The sequence below is a fragment of the Paenibacillus residui genome (genome assembly GCF_042677205.1).
In the GTDB taxonomy this organism is placed as follows: domain Bacteria; phylum Bacillota; class Bacilli; order Paenibacillales; family NBRC-103111; genus Paenibacillus_L; species Paenibacillus_L residui.
This window is the reverse complement of record NZ_JBHTIU010000103.1, coordinates 12,465-32,615: the sequence shown is the minus strand read 5'-3', so window position 1 is coordinate 32,615 and position 20,151 is coordinate 12,465. Positions and strand designations below refer to the sequence as shown.

The following is a 20,151-nucleotide window of genomic DNA, read 5'->3' as shown; positions in this document are numbered from 1 at the left end:
TCTGACAATCCGTGCGAAGCCCATAAAGTGGGGGATCGTTGTGCTTCTGGCAATAGGCCTGGCTCTGGTGCTCCGGTTCGGCTGGGATTCCGCTCCAGCGGAAGCGGCGGTTATGGGTGCAAGATTGGTTCAAGCATCCACAAATTGTGAAGATGATGACCTTAGTGCGAGCGCACCGGTCCGGGAGGGTAAGGATGTGGAGCGGTATTTCCGCCCTTCCAAGCTGCCCGTTCTCAACGACCGGTTTAACGGGAATTTTTTCGAACCTTATTTTGATAAAAAGGTGGAAGAGATCAAGCTCCCTTCGTCTTTGATGGATACCCCCGAGAACACCATTCTCAATTATTTCAGCATTCTTCGGGAGGCTGAAAATTTATGCGAAACGACGGGAGGCTGCGGAACGATTGGAAATGCGAAGATCCCTTATCCGGTTGCTTATCATTTTCTGTCGGATGCATATCGGAACAGACTCTCTTATAAGGCATATATACAGTCCTTCCAGGAGATCGCCCATATTAACCTGATTAAGCTCCGTCAGGTTCCGGCGGACCCGGAGCGGCCGGGGGAAGAACGGTATTTTATTGAACTGGAGACAATTGAGGGTTCCTCCAAGTCCAACACTTATTTTGCATATTACTATGGTTATGTCTATATTAAACAAAACGGGGATCGTTATGAAATTTCCGATGTCGAGCTGCAAGGGGAGGATTTCTTATGTGCGGCTTACCATCATTGGAATCATATGGCCGAGGCCGTTGTCGATATCGAATATGGCAATTGGTGCAAGCTTGTGGAGAAGAGAAAGCCTACCCGGCAGGACGGTTATATCAAGCAGATTGATTTCTCCGGGAAGGACGGGAGGGAATATCGGTTTATCTTCTTCGTTCTGACGAATGATACGGATGTTTTGACGGCTCAGTACCGGAAGGGGCAGGGAGGAAAATGGGAGCTTATACATATGGACCCGCGTCAATGTCTGGATGACGATCACAGGAAAAATAGGAACAGCTAGTACCTCTCCTTGGCTGAAAAGACCGTAACCTGAAATGAAAAGTAGACAAGGAAAGATCATCCGCCGACCGGATTCCGGAGGAAAATCCAGACGGAACGGGCGGCTAACAACTTTAGAGTTACATACGGGCGAAATCCCGTAGCACTCTGGATGATAACGAGTGTTATGGGATTTTTTAATATTCATTTGTAACACTTCAATTCACATTGGAACATCTATCTACTGAAGGGAGTGGGTAAATTAGCCTGAATGCCTTATTTTTAAAGGATTTGGGTATTGAATGCGCCAGAAGATATTATTCATATGGGGAGCCGGATTGTGGCAAATCAATAACGGTGTGATAGATGCATTGACATACATAATAACGGGTGTTACTATGAGTGGGAAATATTAGGTTGTTATGGGGTGAGAAAGGGGGAAGGAAAGGAGGCCTTTCAATAGAAGGAGGAGAGCTGTTTTTTCAGGATGTTGAAAGCGCTTGCCAACCAAGTGGGGATCGTATCAGCAGATGTATGGTTACCCGAACTTGTAGCAAGGAAAATCCGATTTTTGGGGAGGAAGAAGAATGAGTGCCAAAAGAAGGATAAGTATCGTCATGGTACTGTGCATGGTTCTGTCTTGGTTCACGGGTGTTTTTCCAACGGAGAGAGCTCAGGCGGCCGTGGATTTTGACATGACCGTTAATGAAAGCACTTACACAAATCTGGCTTTAAATCGCTCCGTCACTATTCTGGAACCGGATATTCATTTCGATGTGATCAATAACGAGCCGCTGAAATACGAGAAGGAATCGGACAAGGGAGACACTGCCAAGCTGGCGCTGCTTACGGACGGGAAGCTCGGCAATTTAAGCGACTGGAGCAATGTAACGGATTGGTTTGTTTTCTACCGCAAGATGAAGAGAGAGGTCATCATTGATCTCGGGGACATTCAGACCGTGAAGGAGATGTCGATCAGCTTCGGGCAAAGAAGCGATGTTGGCATTGCTCCTCCTTTTAACGTCAGGTACTATGTTTCGAACGATGGGGAGCAGTATCACTACGTGGGGGTCGCCGAGCCGGATGTCCCGCTGTTCTATGCATACAACCCCGGTTCGACCCAGATGGACCGCAAGCTGTACAAGCTGTCGTCATTGCCGGATGGCTCCGAGCTGACGGTGCAGGCGCGCTATGTGAAGCTGGTCTTTGTGATCGATACGTTCGGGTGGGCGGACGAAATTGAAATTCGCGGTGTGGAAGGGATGGCGGAAGATGCCGTTCTGCCGGAGACTCTGAACTTCCCGGACGGGTTCACTTACGATGAATTGGTGAAGCCGGGGGTGCCGGAAGGGGCGGAGGTCGCTCACCAGTTTTTGTGGTATACGGGGCCTATGAATGAGGCGAACAAGCATTTTACGGACTGGACCCGGGAGAAAGTGATGACGATGCTTGGCCACCGGGACATCGAAGGCCGCTACACCGATTGGTACTTCGATGACATTCTGGCGATTCCGGTCGTTGCGATGGTTACTCCGACGACGCCGACCGGCACCGGTGCGGCCATTTACAAAACCAAAGGCGACATGCTGGCTTTCGTCGATTTTATTTTCCAGCAGGAAACCCAACTGGGGGCAATCAACTGGGCGGTCGGAGAATTGAACAAGCAGCTGGGCACGGATAAAAAAGTGAGAATCAATATGGCTATTCCGTATCTGGACGACCAGAACAAAAGCAATGATTTCGGCGATATTGGCTATGGCGCCCCATTCTATACTTATGCCGGCGATTTTGCCTCTGCGGTGAGAGAGAAGGGGATGGATCCGCAATCCCGAGAAGGTGCCTACGAAATGGCAAGACTGGCGGTAGAGAACAAAAAGGCCATTGTCCGCTGGTATATCGATGAGGTTATTAGCCGTTTTAAAGCTGCGGGATATGATCATTTGGAGCTGAACAGCTTCTACTGGTATCACGAGAGGGTGCTGGCCAAGGATGGAGAGGTGGAAATGATTCGTGCGGCGGCCGATCATTTGCACGAGAAAGGCTACTATTTCACCTGGATTCCTTACATAGGACCGGCTTCACCTTATATTTGGCGGGATCTTGGCTTTGACACGGCCTCCATTCAGCCTTCCTATGCTTTCAGAAATTCCAGCAAGCAGATTTTCCCGGCAACCGAAGAGCTGGCGAGAAGAGTTGGGGGCTCCATCGAGGTGGAATATGATGATTACCGGACGCTGGCCCAATATTTGAATTACGGCTACTTCAGCGGTTATATGACGGAAGCGGCCAACACGTATTATTTAAGCTCCAATCCGATTGTCGTGGGTGCCTTCGCTTATGCACCTAGAGATAACAAGGAAACAGACTCCCTATCCGTCATTCGTCGGAATGTGTATGACCGGGTTTTCGAATATGTCAAAGGTACTTACCAGCCCCGATTTACGGCGACGCTTGTCACGAACGTAACGGATAAAGCGAATATTGGAGTGAATGTGAAGCTTCCGCTGGCGGATAACTTCGTCAAGGGAAATTTCACGATTATGTATGATGTCGGTAAAGCGGCGTATGACACGTATGATCTGGGCCCTGCGCTGAAAGGGAAGGCGGATGTGGTAGTAGACCATAGCACGCCCGGCGAGGTGAAAGTCAGCTTCGATATCCATAATCCCGATGATGCGCTGGCCGGGGATTTGGCAGGCAAGCAAAAAATACTCGAGGGAGCTCCCGATCTCCTGACTCTTAAATTTCATAAAAATGACGGTGTGAACGATACGGACATTACGCCCAGACTATTCGTATTGTCGGCCGATGGTCAGATGATCACTCGCGATAACATCGTCTATCTTAACTGGGGAGCGAGCGATTTGATTCCGGGGTCCTTGGAGGAGAAGATTGCCGGAGCCTCGGATGCGGTAGTCAAAGCCTTAAGGGATAGAGATTATTATGACATTGCCCGGGAGCTGGTCGAAGCGCTGCCGGACAGCTTGCAGAAAGCCGAATTTCAGGCGAAGCTGGACTCTATTGACGTGAACCCGTTCCGGATCGAATGGCAGTCGCCCGCGGATGAATTCCGGTTAGGCAACGATGCGAAAATGACCGTGCAGGCTACCAATCTGACGACTTCTTCCAAGCAGATGACGCTGATCATGGGCCTGTTCGACACTACATCGGGAGAAATGGTGGCTTATACGGCCGTTACCCAAGAAGTTGAGGCGGCCAAGAGCATAACCCCTACGGCGATGATCAAAATACCGGCAAGCGGCACCTATGAAGTACGCGCCTTCGTCTGGGACAGTCTGGACGGAATGAGGCCGCTGTCCAATCGAGTGACCGTTCCGGTCCGATGAAATGCCTGAAAGGAGGCTTGCTATTTTGAAGAAGGTTACCATCCTGACCCTATTAATTCTGCTTATGGGCTTGATGCCGGCCGCAGCGGCGGATTCTCCCGGCTGGTCTCCCGTGCGTATTGTCCAATCGGAGACGAAAGTGACCGTTTCGGGCAACGCTCCGGATGCATATCTGCAGGTTACGATCCAGGTGCTGGATTCCCGTGAAAATGTTATTTATGTAGATCAGGCAGCCAGTTCAGAGACAGGGGAATATGTATTTGATTTCCCGGTTACAGCTTCCATGCGGGGGCAGACGTATCGGATTAGGATAGGCGGGGCTAAGGCGGCCGATCCCATCGAGGAGTCGGTCACGATTAAGTCTCCGGTAGAGCCGACGCCGAGCGCTACGCCGGACCCGAGTCCGCAGCCGACGCCGAGCGCTACACCGGACCCGAGTCCGCAGCCTACGCCGAGCGCTACGCCGGACCCGAGTCCGCAGCCGACGCCGAGCGCTACGCCGGACCCGAGTCCGCAGCCGACGCCGAGCGCTACACCGGATCCGAGTCCGCGGCCGACGCCGAGCGCTACACCGGATCCGAGTCCGCGGCCGACACCGAGTGCTACTCCGGATCCGGCCGCTTCTCCGAAGCCGGGTATGGCATCTCCCGGCGATGATACAAAGCTCCCATCGGGGCCGGATGATATTATTGTCGATGCCAAAAGGTTGGAGACGGCCGAAGCCGGCATCGTTGCGGTGGAGCTGGAGCAGGGTAAGGGGAGACTTGTGTTCTCCGCTGCCTATTCCGATTTCAAGAAGATTGATTCCGTCATCGTCCGTTTTGAAGGCAGCGAGCTGTCCATTCCCGCCGCTACGATCCGCTCCATGCTGGATTCGTTAGGCAAGCAGGAAGGAGCTGCCCCTTGGCTGGTGCTGGATATAGCCCGCATATCTACAACGGAGGCGGCGAGAAGTCTGCAAGCAGCGGCTCATTCCTCCGAAGCCATTCAGGTGGCCTCTGACGCCTATCGGATCGAGTTTGCAGGAATGAAGCCGGACGGCAGCCGTACGGTGCAGGAAGCATTTGCGCCGCCGATTCGGATGTCGTTGAAGCTGTCCCCAAATAAACAGGCTTCCCTGTCAGGGATTTATGAATGGAGAGAGGGCGGGGGATTTCATTATCTCCGAAGCCGCTGGGATGAGAAGCGGATGGCTGCCGACGTCACCCGGTCGGGGAACTATATGCTGCTTGAATATGACAAAACCTTCACAGATGTCCCCAGCGACCATTGGGCCGCCGAAGCGGTCCGCTTACTCTCTGCCCGGCATATCGTCGATGGAGTAACGGCGGATACGTTCGAGCCCGGGCGTGAGGTGACTCGTGCCGAGTTTACCAAGCTGCTCGTTCGTACGCTCGATCTGAAGGCAGCAGGCAGCAGCGGCTTCCCGGATGTAGCGGCTGACGAGTGGTACGCGGCCAGCATAGCCGCCGCCCGGGAGGCCGGGATCGTAACCGGGGACGAAGCAGGCCTCTTCCATCCGCAGGCTTCCATTACGCGCGAAGAAATGGCGGTGATGCTGCTAAGGACCTATACGGTTATGACAGGGGAGCAGCCCGGTATGGAGGTGCCGGCCGTGTTTAACGATTCCGGCACCATCAGCGAATGGGCGCAAGCTTATGTCCATACCGCAGCTCGTCTGGGCTTGCTCAGCGGCTATGAGGACAACACCTTCAAGCCTAAAGGTGCGGTGATTCGCAGTGAAAGCGCCCAAGCCGTTTACAACCTGCTAAGTCTGGATAATCGGCGTTAATGGATCCGCTGCACTCGCTTGCTTGTTGACCGGAGCCGGACCCTTCTCCTGCCAGAGCCGTATCGCGTTGCGCGAGATGGAAGCTTGTTGGAGGGAGGGGGCCGCCCGGAATGCTTATTAGCCTCTTCAAAGTGCCCAGTCAGGTTTATGAGCAGTGCTTTTTCGCTTTAAAGCTGGCTCGCTTTCAAGTAAATATTTGCATTGTTCTGGAAATGAACATATAATGTTTGAAAATTTAGATTTAATTCTAAATGGCTATGATGGAGAGAGTAAGCGAAGCAGTCCCCACAGGGACGGAACGCCGGTAGACTGAGAGCGTTCCGGGGGTACGGCCAGCCGAAGTTCACTCCTGAGCTGACCTCTGAACGGCGGTGCGCCCAGTAGGAGAGTTCCGGTTTCATACCGTTATCATGGTGAGAGAGAAAGCTTGTTTGTTTGAAGCTGTCTAAATTCGGGTGGTACCACGTCGACGCGTCCCGGAGTTAGGCAGCTTTTTTGGTTATATCAGGTCATGAGGCGGGAATGGAGTTGAACACTGGCGCGCGGTGTTTGCTCTTCCCCTATATGGTCGGCCGGAGAAACCCAAGCTTTCGCGTATGAATACAAGGTTAAGGAGAGAGATCATTATGAATAACGAGCAGCTTCAGGTTCTGCAAGGAAAAGTGAACGAAATCGACAGTGTTCTCATTCGTCTGTTGAATGAGAGAGCCCGGGTGTTCCGGGAGCTCCCGGCGGAATATCGCGCGCGGTCTCTCTGCTTGACCGAATCGATGTGGAGAGAGGCCGGGGAGGATGAGAACGCCCCGTTGAACAGCCAGGCGATCCGGCAATTGCGGGATGCCATTGCAAGAGCGACGCAGGAGCCGGTCAAGCCAGCCAAGCCCGCGCTTAGAGTAAGCCGCCAGGCCCAACCGGAGAATACGGTTATTCGATTCGGCGATGTGGAGATTGGAGGCGGCGGCACCGAGCTGATCGCCGGACCGTGCTCGATCGAGTCCTGGGAGCAGATGCGGCAGACAGCCGAAGCTTTGCAGGAGAAGGGGGTTCGAATTATTCGCGGCGGGGCGTTCAAGCCCCGTACATCACCCTACGACTTCCAGGGGCTTGGAATAGACGGGCTGAAGATGATGAAGGAAGTGGCGGATGAATACGGCTTGCTGACTATCAGTGAGGTCGTAACGCCGGCTCATTTGGAAGCGGCCGCCCCATATCTCGATATTATCCAGATCGGTGCCCGCAACATGCAGAACTTCGAGCTGCTTAAGGAAGCCGGGATGATGAAGCTGCCGATCTTGTTAAAAAGAGGGCTGGCCGCCACGATGGAAGAATTTCTGATGGCGGCGGAATATATTGTTTCCCGGGGCAATTCGCAGGTGATGCTCATTGAAAGGGGAATTCGCACTTACGAGAAGTGGACCCGGAATACACTTGATATTTCGGCCGTGCCGATTCTGAAGCAGGAGAGCCATCTGCCGGTACTGGTCGATGTCAGCCATTCGACGGGGCGTAAGGATATACTGCTCCCCTGTGCCAAAGCTGCTCTGGCGGCCGGAGCCGATGGAGTCATGGTGGAGGTTCATCCGAATCCGCCGGAGGCCTGGTCCGATTCGGAGCAGCAGATCGATCTCGCACAGTTCCGGAGCTTCGCGGATCAACTGATGGATTCCGGCTTATGGAACCGCTCGGGCCAAACGATATATTAGCATACTTAAATTTCAATGTATTCGCATGGGAACAAGATTATTTAGGCTGTCCTCGCTCTTTTTACGATAAATGTTGCGGAAAAATGGGCGGGGGCGCACCCCATTCTTCCAAATTGAAATTTATCAGCTATAATAAAGATTTTCTGATGTTTACGGTGGGCTGGTTTAATTTTATCAAAAAGATTATCGGCGCTTGCTGCGAAGTCGAGCTAATAAAAAATCTCCATCGTGAATAATTTTCTTAAAGCAGGATTTAGCACTGCAATAATGTAACTTCTGTTCTTAGATTTGATAAAGTATAAAGATTCTTCATCAAATTCGACAGGATATTTCATAAATTGTTGATCCAAATGTTCTGCCTCACAAAATACACGGATAAAGTAATTATAATAATTCCAGCAGTCAATATGGTGATTAACCTTTTCTTGTTGATAAAAAGTACCTCTTTACAATGAGTTAAGCCTCTCGGAATTTTGCATCGGCTCTGGCCTTTCGGTCAGGGCCATTAGTTGTTTCACTTCACAAACTATAAGCGAACAAGCATTCCTCTTGGCTTTTTGAAAACGCCCCAATCCGGATCGTCCACCGGATGGTGTGAAAGACAAGCAAAACTGCAGGTCTTTCGAGAAAAGCCTCAAAGTACCACGTAGTGCCTAATTCTACAGCAATAACGCACGTCTTTTTGAAGAAAAGTCGCCACATACCTGATTCTAGAGCAATATTGCACGTCTTTGGAGCGTTTTTAGCGAAATGGCCCCATTTTGTGAAAAAGACCTGCACATTTGAGCGTCTTTCGCCTTCTTTTCGGGAAAAGGCACGATTTTAATGTATTTTTGCTCGTCTTTGCGATGTTTCTACTGGCCCGGATGCGACGTGTGGCTTTCCGTCAGGCATTTTAATGCTTTACTCAACTTAAACTTTCTAATAGGGTAAGAAAGTTTAAGTTTTGCATACTTATTCAGTTCTATTTTGTCGAGAAACTGTACGTCCTCTTCGCTGATCCCTATCCAATGCTTCCTGAACGAGATCTCTCCCTTTAATTTTATAGTTGATGTTCAAGAGAATCGCCGTATTGATTAACAACAGGATAACGATAATCCAGGTCATCGGTTTTCCTCCTCTTTATGTATTTGACTAACAGGCCTCTTCGATTAAACCTTCTCCACTCCTTCCCTTCTAAATCCAATATGCAAGCATAATGGTCGGTCTTTTCTTAACGCATACATGAGTCTTTGAACAAAGATTTCCGGCATAGCTGAACTTCAAAACAACTCTCCAATACCAATCTTTTTATAAAAAAATCCCCCTCTTTATTTCAAGATTTTATCCCATTTATTTCCTTGAATATAGTAGGGAAAAAATTGTCCCCAACGAATATAATACAGCATTCGGACAAGAGCATTTAAAGCAGGATGAATTTTATAAAATCAGAATTGGGTTCTATAGGCTTATCGTGTTCCTGGTCGCAAGCCCCGGGGAAGACTGTCGCGAAGCGATTGGTTCGGATATTTATTTCATCTCGGGCGGAGAGCGTTTTCCTTCGGAATAGGACGGCTGATTAACTTTGTTCCAGTAAATATTGCATTTTCATTCATCGGACAGGCTCCCGTCTGCTACCAGTTCCAGGATCGGCTCACAACGTACCGGAGAAGGGATAGTTACGGTCACATTGCCTTTACTAGGAAAGGAAGGATGAGAATGCTGAATCTGGTCATTGTCGACGATGAAGCTATTGTCCGTCATGGAATTCGTCATTCCGTACCCTGGGAAGATCTGCAATTCAGCCGGGTGGAAGAAGCTGCCTGCGGGCAAGAAGTCATGGACCGTTTCGAGGATTGGCAGCCCGACTTAATCATTACCGATATGATCCTGCCCGACATGGATGGAATTGAGTTAATCCGGCAGGTCAAAGCCCGCAAGCCCTCCAGCAAATTTATCGTCCTGAGCTGTACGAACGATTTCAATTATGTCAAGGAAGCCCTGCTGCTCGGGGCCTCCGATTTTTTATTAAAAATGACGATCCGTCCCGATGATTTGACCGAATGTGTTCGTAAGGTCGCCGCAGAAATGATAGAGCAGAAAAAGCCGCGAAACGGATGGGGGAGCATACTGCCGCAGGAGCGTTATAAGGTGGAGAGCTTCTTTAAAGATATCCTGACCTATAGGTACGCAGCGCATCAAATCAAGGAATTAGCCGGTCTGTTCCGTCTCCGCTCGATCCTCGTAAGGTTTTCTGTGACCGTCATGCAGGTGAATCTGAAGGAGGCTTTGCTGCGGTTTGGGGAAGACGGCAGCTATCTGGTCAGCTTCTCGCTGATTAATCTGCTTCAGGAGCTGGCTCATAAATACGAAGACCTGGATTTCTTCAAAGTGGAGCATGACGAATATGTGTTTCTTGTGGAAAGCCGTCCGCAGGAAAGCTTATGTGAATATGAAGCAAGATTGATCCGCCGATGGACAGAGCTAGCCGGTCATATACGGAAGCATCTTAAGCTTGATGTCCGTTTTGGAATTAGCGGCTTCTGCCCTCTGGAGCGGCTGTTGACCGGATACGCCAAAGCGAAGAAAGCTGCAGAAATGAACATGTTCCGTAAGGAAACCTTTACGGTACATTGCCGCGAGCTATCAGATCAGCCGAATGCGGGTGAGGATGCCGATCTGGTGGCTCTTTTTGACAGCGGCTTCCGGCAGCGGATTACACATGCGTTAACCTATGGCAAGGAAGACGAGGCTCTGGAGACGATCGAGGAGCATTTTGCCCTGCTGCAGGCGGACCGATGTACGCCCCGGACAGCAAAGCAATGTATAGACAAGACGGCCGCTTTGATGAAGGTGTGCGCGATGGAGTTTAACAGTTATCCGTCTGCCAAAGATATAGGACCGGTCGAGGATTGGGAAGGGCCGGGGTTTAACCTTCACTGGAACGTCGAGCGGACGAAGGAGCGTCTGAAGCAGTACTGCACTTATTTGCTGGAGCGGAAGCGAAGACTGATGGATACGGGACGGAGAAGGGTCATAGTGGAAATTCAAAGCTATTTATCCGTCAATTATGCCAGCAAGATTACGCTGGAACAGACAGCCAAGCATTTCCATTTGAATAAAAATTACCTGTCCCAGCTCTTCAAGCTGGAAACCGGTGTCAACTTCACCCGTTACTTGAACGGAATTCGGGTGGATAGGGCCAAGCAGCTAATTCTGCAGACTTCGAATACCGTCGCTGAAATATCGGAGAAAATCGGTTTCAGCGATTTTCGTTATTTTAGCCGCGTTTTCAAGCAGCACACCGGCCTGAGCCCGATGGAATTCAAGCAGTCGATGAATGATAAAGGGGGGAGAGCGGGCCCCGTTTGATTCTCCAATTGCTAAATAATGCAAGCGTTCATTTTCACCTCAACAGGGGTACAGCCTAGTCCCCCGTTTAGGATTTCTAGAGACTTTCTTTCCGGCCTGATTTTTATCCACCTCGAGCTGAAAATGCTCCACCTTTAATGGTTAATGCGGTAAATGATTAAGATGTTTTACTTAAATTTTCTGAATATTGTGCAAAATGTAGTGATTCTATGACATTGGCGTTAGCCTTAGGCAATTGTAGTATTCTTGGTGATACCTTATTTCTGGAATCAGGGAGGTGGTACCGGGGACAGAAGGCAGGCTTTGGACCTGAAATTCCGAACGGGAAATTTGCTTTCTGTACAAGTTGTCCTTGGTTTTTTTGGCATGGAATCAGAAGGCCGGAGCTTTCCCCGGGAGAAGCTTCGAGGGCTCGGCCCGCACCGGCATGGTGTAGAGAAGTAACGAAGTGGGAATTTTCGACATCGGAGGAGGGATCTTGACTTGCCCGTAAAAACCGGAGTGGATATCGACCCGCCGCGAGTACCTGTGCGACGCCGCAAACGATTCCTGACCCGCAACGATTGGATGGGGTATTTGTTTAGCGCCCCGTTGATCGTCGGAGTGCTGGCGTTTGCCATATACCCTATGTTTGCCGCCTTGTATATGAGCTTCCTCCAGACGGGTGGATCGGCGATGTCCGGAACATGGGTTGGTGCGAGCAACTATGAGTATGTAATGAAGGACCCCATTTTCTGGCAGGCCTTGTATAACACATTCTATATGGGGATTTTCTCGGTTGTTCTTGGAATCGGGCTGTCCTTTATTCTGGCGAGCCTGATCAACAGTCTGAAATGGGAGCTCGGCAAAAACTTTTTTAAAGGCGTTTATTTTCTTCCCAACGTTGTCTCGGCAGTAGCCACCAGCTTGTTATTCTCCTTCCTGTTTTATCCGGCCAAAGAAGGATTGCTAAACTTCGTCGTCGGCTGGTTTAACATCGAGCCGGTCGGCTGGTTCACCGATCCCCGGTTCTCCCGGTTCAGCATCGTGCTGATGAGCTTATGGGGAGCTCTCGGCTACAATACGATCATTTTCCTGGCCGGGCTGCAAAGCGTTCCGCGGGAATTGTACGAAGCGGCGGAGGTGGACGGAGCGGGCGGGCTGAAGCGCTGGTATTACATTACCATACCGTATTTAAGACCGATTTTCGTCTTCATGCTGATCATGGGTACCATCGGGGGCATGAAGAGATTTACCGATGTTTGGTTAATCGGAGGCACGGCGGGCAACCCGGGCGGCAGCCTGATGACCGCGGTACTGTATATTTACCGGAACGCCTTCCTCGCTTCGCAGATGGGCGTAGCTACGGCAGCTTCCTATTTGCTGTTTATTATCATTTTGATCCTGACCATCTTTATGATGCTGATGAATCGGAGGAAGAACAGCATCGACTGATTTATAAAGCAAGTGCGGTATTCGGAATTACTCTGAAAGTTACGGAGGATATCGCAGATCCTGAAGAGCCCTGCGCAACCGCGCTCAACCCCGCTCAACCAAGGCTTGCGCCGGCTTAATTGGTAAACGCTTACTTCAGAGAAATCCTTTCATTTTTAATTGACCATTCGTGGGGGCGATTTCATGAGAAATCGAATGGCAGTCAAAGCAGAAACTTCTTAAGGGGGGAGAGCATTGTCCCAAACGAATACCCTGCAGCCGCAATCTCCATTAATACAGCCCAAAATCGGCAGTCGGCGAAGAAGGGAAGCTGCTGCACAGACTTTCCTTTTTATTATTCTTTTTCTCGGTTCGTTCGTCATGATCGTTCCTTTTCTATGGATGCTGATCACAAGCTTTGACTGGGCGGCCCGGCTGAACATTACTTTTCCTCCCAAGATTTGGCCCGAGGAGCCGTCCTTCAAAACTTACGAAGCGGCTTTTACCAACATTCCCATGGCCAAATATATTTTGAACTCGATTCTCGTCAGCGCCGGAGTGATTTTCGTGAGCTCCATGTCCGCACTGCTGTCGGGTTATTCCCTGTCCAAAATCCGGTTTAAAGGAGCGAATATCGTCCTGCTGCTGGCTCTGAGCACGATGATGATTCCGTTCGAAATGACGATGATTCCCCAGTATTTGCTGTTCAGCAAAGTCGGATTGATCGATACGTACTGGGCTTTTTACCTGCCCGCTATGAACTATGCTTTCGGAACCTTTCTGGCGAAGGCGTTCATCGATCAATTGCCCTCCAGCTTAAGGGAGGCCGGTGTCATTGACGGAGCCAGCGAGTTTGCGGTTTTCTGGAGAATTTATTTTCCATTGTGCACCCCTATTATCGCTACGATGGTTATTTTGCTTTTTCTCGGGGTTTGGAATGATATGCTGTGGCCGCTGCTTGCGCTCAAGACCCCCGATAAATACACAATCCAAATCGGGTTGGCTATGTTCACCTATAACAACGGCATCAACCAGCAGCCTTCCATCATCATGGCCGCCACTACGGTGAGCCTTATTCCGGTCGTTGTCGTCTATTTGTTCCTGCAGCGCTATATTATCGAAAGCATTGCCTTGACGGGAATTAAACAATAGAGTTTCCGGCCCAAGGTAGAGGTCTGTTCAATGGAGAGAGACCCCGCAGCATAACCAACCATAGCGGGTCCCTTCAGCAGTTCACGAGTTCATATAAAAGGAAGGGGTTATTTCATGAAAAAAGTCGTGTTAATCCTGCTATCCATCTTGATGGCGGTTTCGATCGTCGCCTGCTCCTCGGGTTCCGGCGGCAGCGACTACGGAGATGTCAGCAAAGTGTCCGATATGAAGGGCACCGTCCGGGTAGCGCTGGCCGGTTGGAATCTGGACAACGGCTTGGACCCGCAAACCGGGAAGAAGACCGTTGGACTCAACCAGTACTTGAAGCAGACCTTTAACAAAATGTACCCGAACATCAAGCTGGAAATTTACCAGATTCCTTGGGAGAACGCAAAGGCCAAGCAAACAGCGATGCTGATGTCCAAGGATGTGGATATTCTGTATTCGGGGGGAGCTTTCGCCTCTCAATGGTACAACGAAGGACTGCTGCGCGATATTGACGATTTGATCGCCAAGGACAGCAGCTTTGATCCGGGCATCTACCTGGACGGAATATGGAATAATTCGTACAGCACCAAGTCGCCGGACGGGAAGAAGCAATTCGGGATTCCGGCCATACTGGGACGCAGGCTGATTGTCTTTGACAAGAAGCTGTTTGAGGAGTGGGGCGTCGAACCGATTTCCGAGAAGCCGACGCCGGAGGAAATATTGGAGAAAGCGAAGAAGATGACCGGCAAGAACCCGAAGACCGGCGAGGATAACTATGGATTGTACTGGAGCGGAAACTCGCTCAACGGTTCCACCTTCGTTGCTCTGACGCTGGCCTTTAACGCTCCGGGCGCGGAAGGAAATTTAACCGATTTGAAAGGAATCAAGTGGAAGCTGAATACTCCGGAAATGGTTAAAGTAATGGAGTGGCTCAAGGAAGCCGCCAAGCTTCCGCCGGCCGGATTCGTCAACGGACAGGGGGCGGAGAACTTTGGAAGGGAGAAGAATGTGATCGCCATCGGCATCGACCAGACCGGCGGTTCCACGATGAGCGAGTATCGCTCGAACAACAATAAAGAGCTGCTCGACCGGTTCGAGGCGCGGATGAATATGGGGCCCAAGGGAGAAGGCTGGGTGGCGGTCGACCCGTTCGTCATGGCAAAGGACGCCAAGGATGTGGACGCTGCTTGGGAGGTCATGAAGTTTCTGTCCGGATACCAGACCCAGAAGTATCTGTATGAGAACTTCTCCAACACGCCTACTTTGAAAAATGCCGATTTCGTCGACAAGGAGGACAAATATATCCAGATGGCTCTCAAAATCGCGGAGGTCGGACATTCGGAGCTGATGGATGAAGCGAACCCCTTCTACATGAGCGATATCGTCCCCGCAGTCAACGGCTTCATAAGCAAAGCAGCGACAGGCAATGCCCCGGACATCCAATCGTTCCTGGACGATCTGCAGAAGCGCGCAGAGAACTGGTCCGCCAATTTGAAGTAAGCTTGAGGTGGCAAGGTGGGCGGCAAGCTTGCGGAAGGTAGTAGGAGGTCTGCAAGGCGAGCTAACCTTCAAAGCATAGTTCCGTCACGAATGGTGAGAGCGTCTCTCGCGGTCCTCGTCAGATTCCGTATCATGCAATGGATCAATGCTGATGTTCACTTGCTAATTTAAGATTTTAGCCTTCCGGCTGGATGAAATAGCCATTTTGCTCTATAATGAAGGAAAGTGACGAAGAACGTCCTTATTCATCTTATTGATGAGTGAGGGCGTTTTTTTATTTTTCCAAGGAGCAAATTTATTTAGGGAGTTGGTAATGTGAATGGATTTCAGGAGGCGCACTCCACTTTTATTGAGTATCATCTGAACAAAAGAACAGGAGAAAGGCGCGGAAGACTGGAAAGAGGCCATGGGCACGCAGAGGTCATGTTTGCAAAAAATATATGGTGGCCTTTAAAAGGTCATTTTGATGACTTGCATCCGGAATACGAAGTGATGGATTGGCGGGGTAGGTCATACTTTGCCGATTATGTGTTTGCGCCAAAACTCTGGAAAATTCTCATCGAAATTAAAGGTTACGGTGAACATGTCGCCAACATGGATCGTACAAAATATTGCAACGAACTGAATCGGGAAACATTTTTGAGCGGTATGGGATTCCATGTTATTTCGTTTGCTTATGACGATGTGGCTAATCGGCCTGATCTTTGCATCTATTTGCTGCGCATAGTGCTTAATCGATATGAATCGGCGAACACCAAGGTGGAAAGGGTATTTTTTGCAGATAATGAAATCTTGCGCTACTCCTTATTTCTAGCCCGACCCATCCGGCCCATCGATGTTTCCCATTATTTCTCCATCGATCATCGAACGGCGGTAGCTCATCTCAAACGGTTATGTCAAAAAGGGTGGTTAAAGCCGATCATCCGCGGGACGGGTTCAAGAATTCTTTATTATGAGGTTACAAAACAGGGTCTCGAAAGCGGCCTTATATAAACTGCACTCTTCATCATTCGGTTCTTTCCGCACCTCACGAGACTTCTAGTGGGCGGTGTGTGTGGCGTGGTATGACAGTGGTTAACAACATGGAGGAAAATGGGCTTCATGTAGTTGGAATCCTCTAGAGCGAAATGTGCAGACTAAATGGATTGCATGTAGTCGGAATCCTCTAAAGTAACAACTAAGCAACAACTAAGCAACAACTATATGGGTTCACACAGTTAGGGATCCTTTAGGGCGAAAAATGCAAACTAAATGGATTTCATACAGTTAGATTTCTATATTCGGAAGAAATATGGAAACTAACTGGAAAACCTACAGCTAGATTGCGCCAAAACAGCCGTTTCGCCCAAAGTTGCCCATTTTAACTGTAGTTTATCCAGTTAGTTTGATCATTTTCGCCCATTCGCTTGAATCTACCTGTACAAAATACAGTTAGACGTGCCGCTTCACTTGCAACGATGCCTGCAGACGGTAAAATAGACGGATTTTCAAGGCAGTTGAGTCACATATTAGAAATCGGCTGCAAACTACCTGTATAAAATACAGTCAGATCGGCCTCAGAATGGAGTATTATTGCAAATAACGGAAGTGTTAAGAGTAGAACTACTTCAAAACGAGTGTGGGGCTGCCAAAAAGTGGGGTAAACAGTCGATTAAATGCCAAATAGTATAGTCGATTCAATTTCAATATAGTCGATTCAATTCCAAACAGTGGAATATATAGTGGATTCAATTTCAAATAGTGGAATAAACAGTCGGTCCAATGCTAAATAGTGGAATATGCGGTCTATACACTGCAAAATAAAACAGTCGGATTACTTGTATAATGGGCAATAATGGCAGGGGAAATCCAGTTGGATAACTGCCAAATGGAAAATATTTACAACAAAAAAATACAGTTACATCGCAGCATAGAAGATTAACAGGGCCCCTAACTACCCGCAGTGCAGAGCCGCAACGCATCGTGCGGTGGGAGTCTCATGCGGTGCGAAAAAATGCCGGCAAAGCAGCGACCCGCGCCAAGAGAGGCGCGGGTCGCTGTAGTTGCCGCATCCCATATTGCCGGGTATATATTTTACCCTCGGATTCCGCGAGCGGGTGTTTACTTGCCCGAAACCGCCATTTGCCGGAAGGCATGCTCGGCGGCGCGGATGGTTTCGTCGATATCTTCGTCCGTATGACGGATGGTCAGGAACCACGCCTCATACTTCGATGGTGCCAGGCAGATGCCCTGCTCCAGCATTAACCGGAAAAACTGGGCGAACTGTTCGCTGTCCGTGTCCTGCGCCTCCTCGTAATTCGTTACGGGATGGTCGCAGAAATGCGTGGAGAACGCGCCCCCGATCCGGTTGATCGTGAGCGGGATCCCGGCGCGCACGGCGGCGGCGGCGATGCCCTCCGTGAGCCGGCTGGCGGCGCGCTCGAGCCTGTCGTAGGTGCCTGGCTCCTCCAGCACCTCCAGACAGGCGAGCCCTGCGGAAATCGAAGCCGGGTTGCCGGCCATCGTTCCGGCTTGATAAGCCGGGCCCAATGGGGCAACCTGCTCCATGATTTCCCGCCGGCCGCCATAGGCTCCGATCGGCAATCCGCCGCCGATGATCTTGCCGAGCGCGGTCAGATCGGGCTCGATGGCGCGCAACGCTGCGGCATCGGCGAGGCCGAGGCCGGGATAGGTCTGGGCTGCGCCATAGTGGAAGCGGAAGCCGGTGATCACCTCGTCATAGATGACGAGTGCGCCGTGTTCCCTGGCCAGGCGGCACAGCCCCTCGAGAAAGCCCGGCTGCGGCATCACCATGCCGAAGTTGCCGACGATCGGCTCCACCATGACCGCGGCCGTTTCGCTTCCCCAACGCTCGAGAGCTGTCCCCAGCGCGTCCAGATCGTTGTACGGAACGGTGATCACTTCGTTGGCGATGGAGACCGGCACTCCGGCGCTGTCCGGTGTGCCCAGCGTGGAAGGCCCCGAGCCCGCGGCCACCAGAACGAGATCGGAATGCCCGTGGTAGCAGCCGGCGAACTTGATTACCTTGGTCCGGCCGGTGTAGGCGCGGGCGACCCGGATGGTCGTCATGACCGCCTCCGTCCCCGAGTTGACGAAGCGGACTTTATCGAGGGAAGGTACGGCCTTCTTCAATTTGCGGGCGAATTCGATTTCCAGCTCGGTCGGGGTGCCGTACAGCGTTCCGTTCTGCGCCGCGCGGCAGATGGCCTCGGTCACTTTAGGATGGGCGTGCCCGAGAATAATAGGGCCGTAAGCGGCAAGATAGTCTATGTATCGGTTGCCGTCCTCATCCCAGAAATAAGCTCCTTCTCCTCTCTTCATAAATACAGGCGCGCCTCCGCCTACCGCTTTAAAAGAACGCGAGGGACTGTTCACCCCTCCGACAATATGTTCGAGCGCTTCTTGATACAGCGCTTCGGATCGTGTTCTGTCCATGTTTCCTCATCCTTTGGATTCCTATTATAGATCAAGCGCCCCTTCCGGGGCGCTTGCGGGCGCTGACCGATAGAATCGGCACCCAAGGTCCTGCCTATCCCTTCATGCTTGGCGCCGATGCTATCGCTTCGGATTCGGCGTAGCTTTGTTGGTTGGTGAATTAGATGCAGGTGTTGGAGAAACGGAAGGGGAGGGGGATACCGTCTCCTCTGCTTCCTTGTTGAACAAATCCTCTATATACTGGTGCAGCTTTTTCGTGTCGACGGTAACTACCGAGGCTCCTCCGATTTTTTTCTCCTGAAGAAGGCTCATCGGCGGAATTTGCTCGCTGGTCAATCCTTCCGTCTTGGCGTCGTACCCAAGCGATGCCAGCTTCAGCATATCGTTCATCGGAATATTCGTCTCGATATAAGGATCGATGCTCTGCAGGATGTTGGGCAGCCTCAGCAGCGATGTCGTGGACTGCATCTTTTTCGCCAGGGCCGACAGGAAGTTGCGCTGCCGCTCCGTTCTTGTATAGTCACCGGTCGCATCATGCCGGAAGCGGACGTATTGAATCGCCTTCTCCCCATCCAAATGCTGATAACCTTTTTTCAGATCAATTTTAAAGTTGTCGTAGCTGTCATAGTAATACATGTCTTTCTCAACTTCATAATCAATTCCGCCCACTGCGTCCACTAATGCGACAAAGCCCTGGAAGTCCGTGTAAATATAGTACTGTATCGGAATGCCCAGTAATTCACTAGCTGTTCTCATTGCGAGATTTGGGCCGCCGAATGCGAGGGCTGCATTAATCCGATCGGAATTATGCCCGGGAATTTTCACATAAGTATCTCTTAGAATAGAAAATAAGTACGACTTTTTGGTAACCGGATCAATCGAGGCTACGAGCATCGTATCGGACCGGGGAGCTTCATTCGGGTCCCTGGCATCTCCTCCCAAGAGAAGAATATTAACCCTCTCTTTGCCTTCCCATTTGGGCGGCGGAGGATTGGTAGTCGGGTTTCCCGGGGAGAAAAATTTCGACTGTTCCGTGGGATCGACATAAATTTTATTGGCAAAATCGTATATATGATAAGCGAAATAGCCTATGATTCCCAGCAGCAGAACACACAGGGAAACCACAATCCATTTGATTTTTTTTCGCATGGGGAACTCCCTTCATTTGGTATATGAGCGAAGGCAATGAGCTTTTGGCATAAAGGCGGTTGTTCATGTATTATTAGCTAATAGAGATAAATTAACTCTTATCTCCGTGGTTGAAACGTCCGTCCGGCCAGTCCCGGACCGCATGAAGGCTGGGCTGCTATACGGAGCAGGAGCAATATTTCCCGGCGTACAAGCCTTCTGTCGGCTTAAATAACGGACACGAAACGACAACTCTTGGCAGCATCATGCAAAATCTATCACTTATTATAGTTCTTTCGTCTGTATTACCGCAAGTGGGCCGATTTTGCTAGATTTGACATAATGAGGGAGG

12 protein-coding genes are annotated in these 20,151 nt (G+C 50.5%); 9 read left to right on the top strand and 3 right to left on the bottom strand.

The features are described from left to right. Positions 1-40 precede the first annotated feature (40 nt). The 4 genes from ACFQ03_RS24055 to ACFQ03_RS24040 all read left to right on the top strand — a co-directional run bounded on the left by ACFQ03_RS24055 (position 41) and on the right by ACFQ03_RS24040 (position 7,832). Positions 41-1,012, top strand: coding sequence for a hypothetical protein (locus ACFQ03_RS24055; protein WP_379291484.1), 972 nt, complete (start codon positions 41-43; stop codon positions 1,010-1,012). Positions 1,013-1,577: 565 nt separating this feature from the next. Next, entirely contained in the window at positions 1,578-4,337 is a 2,760-nt protein-coding gene (locus tag ACFQ03_RS24050) for a DUF4855 domain-containing protein (RefSeq protein ID WP_379291482.1), read from the top strand. A 25-nt stretch (positions 4,338-4,362) separates the two neighbouring features. Beyond that, a complete protein-coding gene (locus ACFQ03_RS24045; RefSeq protein ID WP_379291480.1) occupies positions 4,363-6,129 on the top strand; it encodes an S-layer homology domain-containing protein in 1,767 nt (588 codons plus the stop codon). Positions 6,130-6,755: 626 nt separating this feature from the next. Continuing rightward, entirely contained in the window at positions 6,756-7,832 is a 1,077-nt protein-coding gene (locus tag ACFQ03_RS24040) for a bifunctional 3-deoxy-7-phosphoheptulonate synthase/chorismate mutase (RefSeq protein WP_379291478.1), read from the top strand. Positions 7,833-8,786: 954 nt separating this feature from the next. On the opposite strand, the gene ACFQ03_RS24035 is transcribed toward ACFQ03_RS24040, so the two are convergent. Next, on the bottom strand, positions 8,787-8,939 hold the full coding sequence (locus tag ACFQ03_RS24035) for a hypothetical protein (protein WP_186328433.1): 153 nt from the start codon (positions 8,937-8,939) through the stop codon (positions 8,787-8,789). Positions 8,940-9,524: 585 nt separating this feature from the next. Here ACFQ03_RS24035 and ACFQ03_RS24030 point away from each other — a divergent pair. The 5 genes from ACFQ03_RS24030 to ACFQ03_RS24010 all read left to right on the top strand — a co-directional run bounded on the left by ACFQ03_RS24030 (position 9,525) and on the right by ACFQ03_RS24010 (position 16,229). Continuing rightward, on the top strand, positions 9,525-11,183 hold the full coding sequence (locus tag ACFQ03_RS24030) for a response regulator transcription factor (RefSeq protein WP_379291476.1): 1,659 nt from the start codon (positions 9,525-9,527) through the stop codon (positions 11,181-11,183). A 567-nt stretch (positions 11,184-11,750) separates the two neighbouring features. After that, on the top strand, positions 11,751-12,617 hold the full coding sequence (locus ACFQ03_RS24025; protein WP_144939775.1) for a carbohydrate ABC transporter permease: 867 nt from the start codon (positions 11,751-11,753) through the stop codon (positions 12,615-12,617). A gap of 285 nt (positions 12,618-12,902) precedes the next feature. Then, a complete protein-coding gene (locus ACFQ03_RS24020) occupies positions 12,903-13,748 on the top strand; it encodes a carbohydrate ABC transporter permease (RefSeq protein ID WP_379291510.1) in 846 nt (281 codons plus the stop codon). A 114-nt stretch (positions 13,749-13,862) separates the two neighbouring features. Beyond that, positions 13,863-15,236: an extracellular solute-binding protein gene (locus ACFQ03_RS24015; RefSeq protein WP_379291474.1), complete on the top strand. Its 1,374-nt coding sequence runs from the start codon at positions 13,863-13,865 to the stop codon at positions 15,234-15,236. Between the two features lie 423 nt (positions 15,237-15,659). Beyond that, on the top strand, positions 15,660-16,229 hold the full coding sequence (locus ACFQ03_RS24010) for a hypothetical protein (protein WP_379291472.1): 570 nt from the start codon (positions 15,660-15,662) through the stop codon (positions 16,227-16,229). Positions 16,230-17,336: 1,107 nt separating this feature from the next. Here ACFQ03_RS24010 and ACFQ03_RS24005 read toward each other — a convergent pair. After that, positions 17,337-18,671, bottom strand: a complete 1,335-nt coding sequence (locus ACFQ03_RS24005) for a glutamate-1-semialdehyde 2,1-aminomutase (protein WP_379291470.1) — start codon at positions 18,669-18,671, stop codon at positions 17,337-17,339. Positions 18,672-18,791: 120 nt separating this feature from the next. Continuing rightward, positions 18,792-19,820 (bottom strand): LCP family protein, encoded by a 1,029-nt coding sequence (locus tag ACFQ03_RS24000; protein WP_379291468.1) that lies wholly within the window; start codon positions 19,818-19,820, stop codon positions 18,792-18,794. Positions 19,821-20,151: the final 331 nt, after the last annotated feature.

Bases quoted from the DNA above. Each gene is read 5' to 3' on its own strand.
- ACFQ03_RS24030 (WP_379291476.1), top strand. From the start codon at position 9,525: ATGAGAATGCTGAATCTGGTCATTGTCGACGATGAAGCTATTGTCCGT.
- ACFQ03_RS24050 (WP_379291482.1), top strand. From the start codon at position 1,578: ATGAGTGCCAAAAGAAGGATAAGTATCGTCATGGTACTGTGCATGGTT.
- ACFQ03_RS24010 (WP_379291472.1), top strand. From the start codon at position 15,660: ATGTTTGCAAAAAATATATGGTGGCCTTTAAAAGGTCATTTTGATGAC.
- ACFQ03_RS24040 (WP_379291478.1), top strand. From the start codon at position 6,756: ATGAATAACGAGCAGCTTCAGGTTCTGCAAGGAAAAGTGAACGAAATC.
- ACFQ03_RS24015 (WP_379291474.1), top strand. From the start codon at position 13,863: ATGAAAAAAGTCGTGTTAATCCTGCTATCCATCTTGATGGCGGTTTCG.
- ACFQ03_RS24000 (WP_379291468.1), bottom strand. From the start codon at position 19,820: ATGCGAAAAAAAATCAAATGGATTGTGGTTTCCCTGTGTGTTCTGCTG.
- ACFQ03_RS24035 (WP_186328433.1), bottom strand. From the start codon at position 8,939: ATGACCTGGATTATCGTTATCCTGTTGTTAATCAATACGGCGATTCTC.
- ACFQ03_RS24005 (WP_379291470.1), bottom strand. From the start codon at position 18,671: ATGGACAGAACACGATCCGAAGCGCTGTATCAAGAAGCGCTCGAACAT.
- ACFQ03_RS24025 (WP_144939775.1), top strand. From the start codon at position 11,751: ATGGGGTATTTGTTTAGCGCCCCGTTGATCGTCGGAGTGCTGGCGTTT.